This is a genomic window from Burkholderia sp. BE12, from assembly GCF_002959955.1.
Lineage (GTDB): Bacteria > Pseudomonadota > Gammaproteobacteria > Burkholderiales > Burkholderiaceae > Burkholderia.
Genome location: NZ_PREY01000031.1, coordinates 30065 through 43240 on the forward strand (window position 1 = coordinate 30065; position 13176 = coordinate 43240).

10 protein-coding genes and 1 pseudogene are annotated in these 13176 nt (G+C 65.6%); 5 read left to right on the forward strand and 6 right to left on the reverse strand.

Going from position 1 to position 13176, the window contains the following annotated elements:
- Positions 1-84: 84 nt before the first annotated feature.
- Both C4B30_RS27775 and C4B30_RS27780 read left to right on the forward strand, forming a co-directional pair.
- Complete coding sequence (locus tag C4B30_RS27775; RefSeq protein ID WP_105133200.1) at positions 85-639, forward strand: AidA/PixA family protein; 555 nt, start codon at positions 85-87, stop codon at positions 637-639.
- A 219-nt stretch (positions 640-858) separates the two neighbouring features.
- Positions 859-1431 carry an AidA/PixA family protein gene (locus C4B30_RS27780; RefSeq protein ID WP_105133201.1) on the forward strand — a complete coding sequence of 191 codons (573 nt, stop codon included), beginning with the start codon at positions 859-861 and terminating at the stop codon, positions 1429-1431.
- A 119-nt stretch (positions 1432-1550) separates the two neighbouring features.
- Here C4B30_RS27780 and C4B30_RS27785 read toward each other — a convergent pair whose 3' ends face one another.
- The 5 genes from C4B30_RS27785 to C4B30_RS27805 all read right to left on the reverse strand — a co-directional run bounded on the left by C4B30_RS27785 (position 1551) and on the right by C4B30_RS27805 (position 9666).
- On the reverse strand, positions 1551-3788 hold the full coding sequence (locus C4B30_RS27785; RefSeq protein ID WP_105133202.1) for a TOMM precursor leader peptide-binding protein: 2238 nt from the start codon (positions 3786-3788) through the stop codon (positions 1551-1553).
- 91 nt (positions 3789-3879) lie between these two features.
- Complete coding sequence (locus C4B30_RS27790) at positions 3880-4242, reverse strand: BMA_0021/BMA_0022 family TOMM bacteriocin (protein ID WP_105133203.1); 363 nt, start codon at positions 4240-4242, stop codon at positions 3880-3882.
- A gap of 16 nt (positions 4243-4258) precedes the next feature.
- Positions 4259-4603, reverse strand: a complete 345-nt coding sequence (locus C4B30_RS27795; RefSeq protein WP_105133204.1) for a BMA_0021/BMA_0022 family TOMM bacteriocin — start codon at positions 4601-4603, stop codon at positions 4259-4261.
- Positions 4604-4636: 33 nt separating this feature from the next.
- Complete coding sequence (locus C4B30_RS27800; protein WP_105133205.1) at positions 4637-8668, reverse strand: TOMM system kinase/cyclase fusion protein; 4032 nt, start codon at positions 8666-8668, stop codon at positions 4637-4639.
- Entirely contained in the window at positions 8665-9666 is a 1002-nt protein-coding gene (locus C4B30_RS27805) for an FHA domain-containing protein (RefSeq protein ID WP_105133206.1), read from the reverse strand. Before C4B30_RS27805 ends, C4B30_RS27800 begins: the two co-directional genes overlap by 4 nt.
- Positions 9667-10271: 605 nt before the next feature.
- On the opposite strand from C4B30_RS27805, the pseudogene C4B30_RS35940 reads away from it, so the two are divergent.
- Positions 10272-10385 (forward strand): annotated as a pseudogene (locus tag C4B30_RS35940) (porin); the annotation flags it as partial.
- A 155-nt stretch (positions 10386-10540) separates the two neighbouring features.
- On the opposite strand, the gene C4B30_RS27815 reads toward C4B30_RS35940, so the two are convergent.
- The gene (locus C4B30_RS27815; protein ID WP_105133207.1) at positions 10541-11671 is read right to left on the reverse strand and encodes an alpha/beta fold hydrolase; all 1131 of its coding nucleotides are present in this window, start codon (positions 11669-11671) and stop codon (positions 10541-10543) included.
- A gap of 255 nt (positions 11672-11926) precedes the next feature.
- Between C4B30_RS27815 and C4B30_RS27820 the strand changes: the two genes are divergently transcribed.
- Complete coding sequence (locus tag C4B30_RS27820) at positions 11927-12508, forward strand: TetR/AcrR family transcriptional regulator (RefSeq protein ID WP_105133208.1); 582 nt, start codon at positions 11927-11929, stop codon at positions 12506-12508.
- Positions 12509-12648: 140 nt separating this feature from the next.
- A complete protein-coding gene (locus tag C4B30_RS27825) occupies positions 12649-13170 on the forward strand; it encodes a DUF2867 domain-containing protein (RefSeq protein WP_105133247.1) in 522 nt (173 codons plus the stop codon).
- The last annotated feature ends 6 nt before the right edge of the window (positions 13171-13176 follow it).

Here is a 13176-nt window from a genome sequence, read left to right on the forward strand (position 1 = left end):
TGGCAAGACGGGAGAGATGCGGCGCCACGGGCGTCGTCACTCAGCAGCGTGTTTCGCCAACGACAAAGCGTGAAAGGAACTGCCATGTCTCAGATCTTGAGTACCTACAACATCGTCGACGTCCTGACCGCGTTCGACGTGGAAAGAATCCTGGGCTATCAAAAGCCGCACAACCCACTCAGCAAGGATCCGACCAACCCGACCCTGTTGCCGTCCGGCGGCTACGACGAGGTCTACATGATCACCACGGACCGGAATGTCATTTCCGGCCAGGCCGGCAGCAACTTGAGCATGCGCGCCGAGGTCAACGACGTCATCCGGTGGCGCACGATTTCGCTGACCGACGTGGCGGACTACAAGTGCTTCATTCACACGTTCAAGTTCTTGTACGTCTCGACCCCGAACGACCCGCCGCTGTCCACCCCGAAGTTCGAGCATACCCACCCGAGCGAACCCGATCCCGCGCCGGGCTGGCCGAACAACGGCGTGAAGGAACGACCGGGCTCGGACTTCTACTGGCACGCCACCGCGCAAAACGCAGGCACGGCGACCTACACGTTCGTCGTCGCCGTGTACCAGCACCGCGGCGAGCTGGTGGGCTACTTCCAGTGGGACCCGTCCATCACGATCCGCTACTGAGCGCGAAAGCGCGCCTTCAATGCCGCGAAGGCCGGAGCCGGACCAGGGCGTCCGGCAGCTTTCGGCGAGCAGGCTCAACCGGCCCGCCATTCGTGCCCGGTAATTTCCGAACGTCAGCTTTCCGAACGTTCAACCATGCAGCAACCAGGCGGCTCGAAAGCGGGAAGGGCCGCTACGCGACACACCGTTTTTCAACGCTCACGCTCGAAAGGAACTGTCATGCCTGAAATTCTGAGTACCTACTCCATCATCGATGTCCTGACCGCGTTCGATGTCGAGGAAATCCTGAGAAAGAACAACAACTCGCTCGGTTCGACCCCGGGTACGGCGACGTCCCTCGGGAACAATCCCGATACCGTCTACATGATTACCACGCTGGCGAATGCGGCGTATGGCTACGGCCAGGGTCCGAAGCCGGGAACGAACCAGGGCGAGGCCGGCAGCAATTTGCGGATCAAGGCCAACGTCAACGACGTGATTCGCTGGCGCACCGTGTCGCTGACCGACACGGCGGACTACAAGTGCTTCCTGTACAGCTTCAAGGCGATCGGCACCAATCGGCTGGGCGAGGTCTCGTACATCACCGCCAACATCGTCGAGCCTTACCCCGCACAGGGCTGGCCCGAAAACAACCAGGTGAGGGAAGAGCCGCGCGCGGACTACTACGCGCAAGCCACCGTGCGCAGTCCCGGCGACGAAACCTATACGTTCGTCGTCGCCATTTACGACCGGCACGCGCAGCTGAAGGGCTACGTCACGTGGGATCCGTACATCACCATCAGCAACGCGTGATCTCCAACCGGCGCCTCCGACACGACCGACGTTGCGCTCGGAACCAGGCGCCGGGCGGCTCCCGGCGGGCGGAATCTGCCCGTCCGCCGGGAGCCGCCGCAGGCGGACAACCGATCAAGTCACAGAAACAGCAGTGCCGGATTCAACTCCGTTTCGCCGCACGGCTGCGCGCGCCAACCCAGCTCCACCGGAACCGAATAAAGCCGTCGCGCGCCAAAACGCGGCCAGAAATGGCACAGCCCCGGCGCGATGACCTGCACCACGGACAAGTCGATGTCGGGCCGCGTCTTGTCGACGACGAGCACGTCCATGCCGGCCTCCGCGATGCGTCCGACGCAATGCGCGAGCGCCGCCGACAACGACGTAGCGTCGAGCGGCTGCCACGTCGAGCGCGTCGTGCCGCGCACGTCTGTCTCCGGATACAGAAATCCGGTTGCCGAAAGTTTGTCGCGATCCCACGGGTGCGGCGCATCCGCCGCGACATCGAGCAACTGGTTGACTTCGGTCAGTGCCCGCTGCACCGCGATTCGGCCGTCCGGATGACAGCCGAAGCCGATCGAGAAGCGTCCGTCCTGCGGATTTTCCGCCAGCGCGGCCACGGTCGGCACACCGAGATCAGTGGTGATGTCCAGCGCCCACAAACGCCACCCGAGCGTCGCGTATTCACGCACGAGCGCATCGAAATACGGATCGTCGAAACTCGCGAGATCGATGCCGGGGCGCGGGATCCGGTTGTACCACCAGATCGCGACCGCATCGCGCTCGATCAACTCGAGCATGCCTTGCAAAATCGCCTCGTCGACGCTCGATCCCGCCGCGCAGCCGTTGGGATTGTGTACGCATGCGGCCGGTGCCCGCGCGCTGTCGGGCGTTTCCGCATAGCAGTAGCTCAGCGGTACGAGCCGACGCCTTCCGCTCACGAGCGACCAGGCAGGCGTCCAGTCGATCACGTCACGGGTCGTGAAGCGCGGCGGCACCTGCTTTCGCACATCGCGGGTCGACGCGTTGATCGCATCGCGCGCGTCGAATTGCCGTTCGCTGAACTGCTGAAGATCGTTCACATGAATGGGTGCAGCGTCACAAGCCGGATCGGCGAGCAGGCTTTCCATGCTTCCGGTCAACGTCGCCTCGTCGCCTTGATACACGCTGCTGAATCGTTCGAGCGCTTCGCACAGCGCGCTCACGCGGGCCTGATCGTCGGTACGGCCCTTGCCGGAGCAGATCCGGTCGAACCGGTTGCTGTCCGGCACGGCGGCCGGGCACACGAGAAAACCCGACGCGTAGACCTTGCGCAGGCCCGCGTGTCGCTTCGGCATCGGATGCAGATACGCGATCGCGCCGCTCACCGGCGAGATCAGGTGTGCATGTCGCTCGAACACCTGTTGCGGATCGTCGGTCCGGTAGCCGCCGTCGGTGCGCGCCAATGGCGCATGATCGGCGAGCCGCGGCGCATGCGCTGCCTGCTCGCGCATCCACGCGGGATTGCCGCAGCGCGGGCATTGCGGACGCCTGAGCACGCGGTGTCGCTCGGCGGTCAACATATCGATGCGATGCGCCACGATATGCGTTTGTGAACGTTCCGACGCCGCGCCGTTGACCGCGATCTGCTCGACCGTCGCCGCCACGAGCGCCGCTGCGGCTGCGGCCCCGGCACGCGAGGCGGCCGGCGGCACATGCGTCGCGTCGCTGCCGTGATGGCGCGCGAGCAGCGCTTCGACAGGCCGATTGATGCGAATCCAGTAACGCACGCATTCGATGCACGGCGCGTCCGCAAGCGTGCCGCCGCCCGCCAGCAACGGCCCGATCAGCGTCTGCACGCCGCTGGCCGCCACGACGAGCAATGCGCCGCCGCGCGACGCCACGCGGGCAGCGCACGCGGCGAGATCGTCGCGGTCGTGTGTATCGGTAATCGCGACGGTCAGTTCGGCGTCCGGCACGACGTCGATACCGGCCATGTCGAACGCACGCCTGAGCGCCACATCGTCGACGCCGAACGTCTCGACCGCGACGCGCAGATGCGCGATGCGCGCACAGGCCGCGTCGCCGTCGAGTCCGGCGCGCTCGAAGAAGCCGCGCGCCGCATCGTCGTCGTGCGGCACGTCGGCGCGCACGTACCCGCGACGCACGAGGTGGTCGAGCCGCGCGAGCACGTCCCATTCGCCGAACGTGCCGGAGAGCGATGCCACGGTCTCGGCGATCGCCATCCGCGCCCGCAAGCAGGCGGCGATCCGCACGAAGATCGCGCCGGACAGCATCGCGCGTTTGAATTCGTCGACGACGAACAGGGTCTCGGGCCCCGCATCGAGCACGAGCAAATGCGGTTTGAAGCGCAACACGCGCGAAAGGTCATCGAGCATCGTCAGGTTCCGTGCGGCGGGTCAACAAACATCGCGCGGCCCGGGCAGCCGGCCCGGGCCGCGCGACGGTGCGCGGTTCGGCCGCGCGGGGTCAGCAGCAGGTGAACAGGTAACTCGGCCCGGCGTCGCAGTAGGCCGCGAGTGCAACGGCCTCTTCGTCCACGCTCGTGGGTTTCTCCGGTATGCCGACCGTCATCACGTTGCGCGGCAGGCTCCAGCTCCCGTGGCCGTTACCGTGGCTCGTCCAGCCATGATCGCCGGCAGTCTTGACGACCTCGATGTCGATGATCCACGGACACTGGTAACCGAAGTATTTCGCGAGTGTCTCCAGCGGCTTCTCCAGCAGTTCACCCTTGAACTCCGGGTTTCGCCATGAAAGCGCGATCGCACGCAGATAGACCTTCTGAAACTCCAGCATCGATTCGAGCGTCGGATTAGCGTTGTCCTTTGCCATGTCGGTTTTCCTGAGGTCATTCCATGATGGTGATGTGATTCGCGTTGTAGGCGGCCAGCGCCTGCGCGAATTGCGCCTCGTCCGCCGGCGCGGGCGGCAGAAACAGCGTGAGCTTGTTTTTCCGGCCGCCCGTCCAGTCGCCGTTGACGCTCGGCGTCCAGGCCGACGATTTGACCTGTACCTTCAAGTCGAGCTTGAAGGGGAAGTGATAGTCGAAATGCGCGCGCAATGCCTCGGCCGGATCGGCCTCGAGTTCGTCGAGAAACGCCGGGGAATGCCACGCGAGGGCGATTGCCCGAATGACGGTTGCCCGGTATTCGAGAAACTGTTCGTACGTCGGTAATCGAAGATCCTTGCTCATCGGTATGCTCTCCTGAATGACGAATGGAACCACTTACGGCAACGACTGCAACATCGCTCCGGCGAGCCTGGCGATGCGGCCCATGCCCGCCGTTGTTGCAATTTCGACTGCGTGCCGGCACGCATCCAGCGCGGCCACGCCGCCGCAGCGTGGATCGGCCCGGCGCAAGTATTCGCACTTCTTCAGCCACAGCTGCGCTTCGTAATACCGCTCTCCGGTCGACTCGCACCATGCGAGGCATTGCTCGATCTGCGCGAGCGCGGCGTCGTAGTCGCCGTGTCCGGCATCCAGCTCGGCAAGCAGCGACGCGTAGTAGGTCATCCCGAGCAGGCCGCCCGACTGCCGCTGCGCATCGAGATGCGCGACGACCCCCGCGCGATCCCCTTGCGTCCATGCATGAATGATCGCGGCGTAATGCCCGACGGCGCGCAGCCGATGCACATCCGCCAGGCGGAGAATCGCTTCCGACAGGGTGCGGGCCGCGTCGCGATCGCCCGCCAGCTGGTGCATGCGCGCGAGGTACATCATCGTGACGCCGAGCGTCGGCAAATGGTCGAGGCAGGTCGCGCAATACACCGCGTCGCGCGCCATCGCGAGCGATGCATGCGGATCGTCGTCCATGCACCAGCGCACGCTCGCGAGCGACGCCATCGTCCACGCGCGCGTATCGAGCCCCAGGATGCGCCGATGGTCCGCGTCGCGCCGCACGTCGTAGCCGGCCAGCACCGCGTCGAACGCGGCGCGGGCGCGCGCATAGTGACCGTCGACCCACAGGCTCATGCCGCGCATCGTGTCCGCCGCGACCTGAACGCCGGCATCGCCGCGCTCGGTCGCGAGCGCGTCGAGCCGCATGCCGATCCCGCGCACGGTGGGACGATCGCCGGCGACGTGGTAGTAGGTGGACAGCGTCCAGAGCGCGCTGATCTCGAGTTCCTGGTCGTCGACCGTCTGCATTTGCCGCAACAGCTGCTCGGCATGCTCGCGCACCTGCGGATCCGCCCAGCCGAACCGTGCCATCGTCGCGTGCGTCAACGTGGCGCGGATGCGCGCGCTGTCGTGCTCGCGCTGTGCGTAGTCGGCGTCGACGAGCCAGTCGAACACCGACTGCCCATAGCGGATCGCGTCGTCGTACCGGGAACGTTCGAGTGCGCGACGCGCCGCGTCGATGCCGTGGGCGATCGCGTCGGCGAAGGCGCCCGAGCGCGCGAAGTGCCCGGCGATGCCGAACGCGTGCGCTCCGGCTTCGCGATCGGCTTGCGCGGCCAGCGCATGGCCGACGCGCGCATGGTTGCCGCGCCGCACGGCGGGCGGCATCGATTCATACGCCGCATCGCGAATCAACGCGTGGCGGAACGAATAGAACACGCGATCGCGCCGATGTTGCGCGTACACGATCCGCTCTTCGAGCAGCAACCGCAGATGCGCGTCGAGCGTGGCCCGATCATGCGGCGATGCGGCGGCGAGCAGTTGCGCATCCACCTCGAGCCCGATGGTCGCGGCGAGCTGTGCGGTGTCGCGCGCGTCGTCGATCCGGTCGAACGCGAGACCGAGCATGCCGCCGAGGCTGAGCGGAAGCGGATAAGGGTCCGTTGCCCGCAGCCCCGCGAGCGAGCCGTCCGCGCCGCTCATCACCAGCTCGCGCGCGACGGCCTCGATAAACAGCGGGATGCCCGCCGTACGATGGGCGAGCTGGTCTAGCCAGGCCGGATCGAGTGCACCGTGGCCCAGACACGCCGAAATCAGGCGCTGCGCGTCGTCGCGCGGCAGTCGGCGCAGCACCAGACGTTCGGTCGTGCCGCGCCAGCGCCCGAGCTTGTCGGGGCGCGACGTGAACACGATGCCGGGGGCCGCGGCGCGCGGCGAGCGCTGCAGGTATGCGAGAAAATCCTCGGTCGAGCGGTCGATCCACTGGACGTCCTCGACGACGAGCAACACCGGAGCACCGTTGCCGAGCGATATGATCAATTGCTCGAGCACGTCGAACAGCGCGTGCTGTTCGCGCGCGCTCGACCACAGGAGCCCCTTCGCCTCGCAGGGCAGCCCCAGCCAGGTTGCGAGCGCGACGCGGGCCGCCGCATGATCGCAATCGAGCGGCGCGATCATGGTGTCGATCGCCGCGAGCGCGAAACCGGCCGGGCAATCGGCGTCGATATGCCAATGCGCGCCGATGAACCGCAGGATCGGAAACAGCGCGTGATTCTCCCGCTCGGGCAGGCACCCGCAATGCGCAAAGGCGTGGTCCTGGGTCCGGACGGCCTCGCACAGCTCGTGCACGAGGCGCGACTTGCCGATTCCCGCGTCCCCGACGACGAGCCGCGGCACACTGCGCGGCGCCGGCTCGCCGCGCATCACGCGACGATGCCGTGCGAGCGTCTCCTGCCACGCACGCAGCAGCGCGTCGAGTTCGCGCGCGCGGCCGACCATCGGCGCCCGCATGCCGGCGTCGAGCGAATCGAACGGCGTATCGGCACGACGCTCGCCGAGCAGTTCATGAACCGGCTGCGGCACGAGGCCCGCCCGCGCCAGCCGCAACGCGCTCGGCCGAGAGTCGGCATGCCGTTCGAGCGCGAGCCGCGCATCGTCGCTGATCAGAATCTGCCCGGGCCCGGCAAGCCGCAGCAGCCGCGACGCCACGGCGGACGTCGAACCGCCCGACATGTGCGACGCATGCGCGAGAATCTGCCCGACGTGAATCGCGGCGGCCAATTCGACGCGCCAGCTTGCGCCACCGGCGCGGCCGCCGGCAGCCGCCGACACCGGCAGCCGTGCGCGATCGGCCACCCGCACCATGTCGAGCGCCGCGCGCGCCGCACGGCGCGCGGGCCGGTCGATATCGCCTTGCAGGCCGAAATGGAACAGCAGCGTGTCGCCGAGGCGTCCGCCTGCGTGCGCGCCATAACCGACGGCGATGTCCGCACACTTCGTCAGCCATTGCTCCTCGTAGCCGTCGAGCAAGTCGCCGTGATCGGCTCCGGCGTGGCGCTGCCGGCCTTCTCCGGTAATCGTCACACAACAGCACAGCGTGGTGATCTGCCGGTACTCGCCAGCCGTTGCGATCGTCTCGTTGCGCGGCGCGAACGGGCGCAGGCGCGTCTGCCGGCTTGCGCGGCTGGCATCGAACTGGCCGACGAGCGCGGCGAAGTTGAGCGCGCGGAACTGCTCCGCGAGTTCATCCGCCGACGCGGCACGCTGCGCCGGATTCTTGCTCAGCGCGCGCCGCAGTACCGAGCCGAGCGGATGCGACGCGATCGACGCAGGGAGCGCGACATCCACCGGGCTGAGCTGCTGATAGAGAATGTCGGCCACGCTTGCGCCGTGCATGACGACATCGCCCGTCAGGCATTCGATCACGACCAGGCCCCACGCATACAGATCGCTTCTGGGCGTCGGCGGCTCGTTGCGCAATTGCTCCGGCGCGCAATAGGGCGGCGAGCCGAGCACCTCGGTCGCCAGCGTCGCGGTCTGGCGCGCGATGTCTTCCATGCCGGGCAGCAACGCACCGATGCCGAAATCGAGGAGCTTCGCGTGCGGTCCGTCGTCGGCCATCGCGATCACGATGTTCTGCGGCTTCAGATCCCGATGCACGATGCCCCGCCGGTGCGCGGCCGCGAGCGCGTCGAGCACCTCCGTCATCAGCCGGCCCGTGTCGACGGCCGACAGCGGCCCCTCCGCCGCGAGCCGCTCGCGCACGGTCCGGCCCTGCACCAGCTCGAATACGGCGAACAGCCGCCCGTCGGGCGCTTCCCCCTTGTCCAGCAGCGCCACGATGTTCGGGTGCCGCAGCGCCTCGCACAGGCTCGTCTCGCGCCGAAAGCGCGCCCGCTGGCGCGCACGCTCCGCGGCGCCCCGCGCGACATCGTCCCGCATCAGCTTGATCGCGACGTCCTGCCCCGTCTCGCCGCAGGTCGCGCGAAACACCACGCCGTTGCCGCCTTCGCCCAGCAACGCGCCGAGCCGGTAATGCCGCTTGCCGGCAAGCTCCGCGAAAGGCGCGGCAGGCTGCCGCCGTTCACGTGCTTCCGGCACGACGGGCGCGCGAGGCGCGGTCGGTTCTCGCGCGTTCACGAGTAATGGACGACCGGGTCCGGCGCCGGACGATGCGCGCCGATACGCGGCTCGACGCCCGGCACCGACTGGCATTCGAGGTGCTCGCCGCGCATGATGCGGAACGGAAAATCGCCGAAGCGCACGCTGCCGCGCCGGCGCTCGACGAGCTGGCTCGCGTCCAGCCCCGGGAGGGCCGCGAACTGGCTCCGTGCACGATGAATCTGCACGTTGACATGGGACGTATCGATGCCGAGCATGCGCGCCAGCCGGTCGAGTTCGATCCAGCCTTGCGTGGCGGCGTCGTAGCCGGCCTGCATGTCGGCCGAGCGTGCCCGGGCGAGCGTGACGAGGCCGTAGTGATGGACGCGCTCGCCGAGGTCGACCACCCCGCCGCGGACATGCAGCAGCATGCGCACGTGCTCTTCGTTCCGGCTGACGAAGAATTCGAGCAACTTCGCCGGCGCGGCCGGATCGGCGGGCGCGGCGAGCATCATCGTCGAGCCGCTGCGCACGAGCGCCAGGCGCCACGTGAAGCCGCCGGTCGACACTTCATCGCCGTCATGGAGCGCGCGCGGCGGCAACGTGTCGTCACACAGCCATTCGCCGGCCGGCGACCGGACGATCGTGACCGGCTGCGCGGCGCGGGCACGCAGGATCTGGCTCGGCGCGAGCACGATCGGATGCGTGGCGCCTCGTATCGGCCACAGCGTATCGGCCGGATCGTCGAGCGCATCGACGCGCCAGGGTGCGATACCGGCCCTGCCGAACCGGATCACGTCGCCTCGTTGCAGCACCGCGTGCTCGCCGTCGCGCAGCGGCACGCCCGATACCGACGTGCCGTTGCTGCTGTGATCGTGGAGCTCCCACAGCCCGCCGATCCAGCGGATATGGGCATGGACCCGGGACACCGATGCATCCCGGATGACCGTGTCGCAGCGCGCGGCATCACGGCCGAACACGTGATACGCGCGGAGCAGGCACGTTTCTCCGGAAGCATCGTTCTTGAGTATCGCCATTGCTGCCCCGTATCGGATTCGCCCGGATCGCTCGAATGACGCATCGACGCTGCCGGGCAAGCGATTGATTCACTGATGGCGAACAATGTCGACCGTTCGCCGCCTCGTTACTCGTTTTTTCGTCAGCCTGCTTTCGAATCGTTGCTTATTCGGCACGCGTTATTTCAGTAAATTGAATGGTCGACCGTTTTGTTGTTTTAAAAACCAGGCAACTTGATGAAAATCCTGCCAAATAAATTCGCACACCGCAACCGTAATACCCATTCCCGAGTTTTATATTGCAATGCTTTACATTTTCGAGGAATTTCCCGGTCGCAAATAAAGGGTCGAAAATCTTAATCGACGCCCCAGCCTCGACGGGACATGCGCCGGTTGAATATCTTCACATTGGATGACGGGGTGGGTTCAATCGCCTTTGCCGCCGCGGAAATTTTGTTTTCCGAACCGGAAATAAATTAAATCATTTCTTTAATTTAAATAATGGTCGTCGACGTTTTTATAATCTTCATTACTTAACTTGTTGATAAATACCGGTATGCCACACCGGATATCTCGCGACGTCGTCGTCAAACCAATGCGTATCGGCTCGGTTGAGGCACACTGACCAACGCGCAAGCCACGACAGCAACGCGCAGATCACCGGCGTGATGGATGCGAACGGCGTGTCGAGCGGCGCGTTGCAGTCGATCGCGCGGATCGGGTTCAGCACGCGGTTCTGATCCGGGGCGGGCTGTCGGCGTTCCGGCATCCGGCGCGGCCGACGATGAAGGCGCGACGCCGGTTCGGCCCTTGCCGTCGTCCTCGTTCACGTTTCACTCCGCGATCGAAGATAGTGGGGGCGGACGCCGATGTCCTAACGGCCGCCGTTCCCGAACTAATCGCCCGCACGATCCGCCGCACCGCCCCCCTTGGCGAAGGCGAGCAGCAGTTCGCCGAGCCGACCCGGTTGCTCCTGCTGGATCCAGTGACCGGCGCCGTCGATCAACTCGATGCGACTCATTCTCGTCGTCGCCTTCGTCCTCATCAGATCGAGCGCGCCCGGCGCCGAATAGGTACCCCAATCGCTCTTTCCGCCAATGAAGAGCGATGGGACATCGATCGTCTTGCCCGAGAACAGGCGCAACTCGGCGTTCAGATCAGGATCGGAAAAGACGCGATAAGCCTGCAGGGCGCCCTGAAATCCCGTGCGGCCATACTCCGCCGTGTACACCCCGAGTTCCGGCTCGGTGAGCCATTTGCAGGCCCTGACTTCGGCGGCGGATGGCTGGAATGGAGCGACGGTCTCGGGCATCGTCTTGCCGAGATCCATCACGTAATAGGTGGGCATCCGTGCGAGCTCCGTGGCCGTCCGCGCCTTCAACGGATACGGCTTGTTTCCCGGCCAGTCCGCGCTCTTGACATGGAAAAATGCACGAAGAAAGGCGTGCAAGCCTTGAGGCGGGTGCCACATGTCATCGTTCGCCTCCCGCGTGCTCAAGTATTGCTGGTAATACACCCTCGGCGGGTCGAGCGATGCCAGCGCGGCCGCCAACTTCTGATTCTCGGTGTTCGGACGAGCCGACGATGCGTCGCCTTGCGCGGTGTTGAACGGCAGGGCCGGCGGACCGGGGAACGGTGCGCTCATCAGTACCACCGACGGAAAGACGTCAGGCCGCGCCAGCGCGCAATAAGCCGCCACCGGCGAGCCGAGGTCGTGCCCGACGAGCATCGTCGTCCGCCGATATCCCAACGCCGAAACCAACCCGAGGGCGTCGCGCGTCATATTCAGGAAACCGAATGGCTCCAGAGGGGCGTCATAGCCGTTCATCCAGCCCGTGGTGCGCCCGAAACCCCGCTGGTCGGGCGCAACGGCATGGTATCCGGCGTCAGCCAGGATCGGGAGCAGGTGTCGCCAACCGTAAGCCAGATCCGGAAAACCGTGCAGAAGCAACGCGAGCGGCCGGCCGGGACTTTCGTAACCGGCCTCGAGAACATGGACATCGAGGCCGTTGACCCCATGGATCATGCGTGAGCGGACCCCGGTGGGAAGCGTTCCTTCGCCATAGGTCGACGTGGCCAAATCAATTCCTCCCGTAGGGTTTGCGCGGGCCGGTCGAAGGAACGCCGCAACCAGGCCGGCCGCGCCCATCGCCAGGACCGTTCGTCGGGATGCCGATGGCTTGATCGAGTAACAGGACATCGCACATCTCCGATATATGGTGATCACCATACTATGGCGGTCACCATAGCCACGTCAAGCGGAACGTGATAGGTTCTCGGCATGACACGCAAGACTGACGCGCGCGCTCGCGCAATTGCCACGGCCGAGCGACTATTCCGCATCCAGGGCTACACGGCGACCGGGTTGACCCAGATACTCGAGGAAAGCGGCGCGCCCAAAGGATCGTTCTACTTTCATTTCCCACGGGGCAAGGCGCAACTCGCGGAAGAAGCCATCGATAACTATGTTGCGAATCGAATGGCCGTGTTGCGGGATATCTCGGCGAGTACGGCGGGCGATGCGCTGGATTTCGTTCATCGAATTTTCAGCACGTTCGCGGCCGAAATGGTCGCCTCCGATTTCCAGTATGGATGTCTGATGCAGAATCTGGCGAACGAGCTACCCGCGCTCGACGCCGAGCTGACCCAACGCGTGGCGCGTGGATTTGCCGAATCGACCGCGATTATCGCGGAGCATTTCAGGGGGTGCGGTTTCGCTGCCGCGCGCGCGTCCTCCTCCGCGGCCGCATTGGTAGCCGCCCTCGAAGGCGCACGAACGATCGCCCGCCTGGAACGCACGCCGGCCGTATTCGAAGCGCTGGCAGAGGTGAGTGTCCAAAGGTGGGCTGCCTCGGAGGGGTGATCTGGTCCGATGTTGATTGCCTGACCACCACGATCAATTTGCCTCGGCTCGAGCAGGAATAGGTCACGCCAATTCGCTCGACTGCGTTTATTTGGGCCACGCCGAGGCAGCCGGACAACTTGAACGCATGGAGAATGGGCATGCAGAAGCGACCGAAAAAGGCCACGCAGGTCGGTCCGCCAGCGACGTCGAGACTGAGCCGGTCGTACGGCAACGCCGATTTCGTCGACGCATTTTCGGTGGACTTGCCGGCGACTGCCTGCAACGACGCAGAGTCTCTCGCTCGATACGTCTTTGCAGGACAACCGCAGTGGATCGCCATGCTGCAGGAAATTCGCGACATTGCCGTCCGGCCGTTCGGCCTCAAAAGAACGATCGACCTGAAAGCCGCGAAAGACGACCGGCTCAGTATTTTCCGCGTGTTCGAACGGCATGAAGACGAGATCATTCTGGGCGAGGACGACGCGCATCTCGATTTCCGCGTGTCGATTCTCGTGCAGCCTGCCTCCGGGGACCGGCCCCGGCAACTGATACTCACTACGCTCGTCTTCTACAATCGTCTACTGGGCCGCGCCTATCTTGGCGTTATCGCGCCGTTCCATCGCCTCGTCGTGCGAGCGTCGCTCGACCGGGCACAAACGCTCGGATGGCCCCGCCGGTAGCGGCGA

Coding starts and splice junctions, on each gene's coding strand:
- C4B30_RS27775 (WP_105133200.1), top strand. CDS start 85: ATGTCTCAGATCTTGAGTACCTACAACATCGTCGACGTCCTGACCGCG.
- C4B30_RS27820 (WP_105133208.1), top strand. CDS start 11,927: ATGACACGCAAGACTGACGCGCGCGCTCGCGCAATTGCCACGGCCGAG.
- C4B30_RS27790 (WP_105133203.1), bottom strand. CDS start 4,242: ATGGCAAAGGACAACGCTAATCCGACGCTCGAATCGATGCTGGAGTTT.
- C4B30_RS27780 (WP_105133201.1), top strand. CDS start 859: ATGCCTGAAATTCTGAGTACCTACTCCATCATCGATGTCCTGACCGCG.
- C4B30_RS27795 (WP_105133204.1), bottom strand. CDS start 4,603: ATGAGCAAGGATCTTCGATTACCGACGTACGAACAGTTTCTCGAATAC.
- C4B30_RS27785 (WP_105133202.1), bottom strand. CDS start 3,788: ATGCTCGATGACCTTTCGCGCGTGTTGCGCTTCAAACCGCATTTGCTC.
- C4B30_RS27815 (WP_105133207.1), bottom strand. CDS start 11,671: ATGATCCATGGGGTCAACGGCCTCGATGTCCATGTTCTCGAGGCCGGT.
- C4B30_RS27805 (WP_105133206.1), bottom strand. CDS start 9,666: ATGGCGATACTCAAGAACGATGCTTCCGGAGAAACGTGCCTGCTCCGC.
- C4B30_RS27825 (WP_105133247.1), top strand. CDS start 12,649: ATGCAGAAGCGACCGAAAAAGGCCACGCAGGTCGGTCCGCCAGCGACG.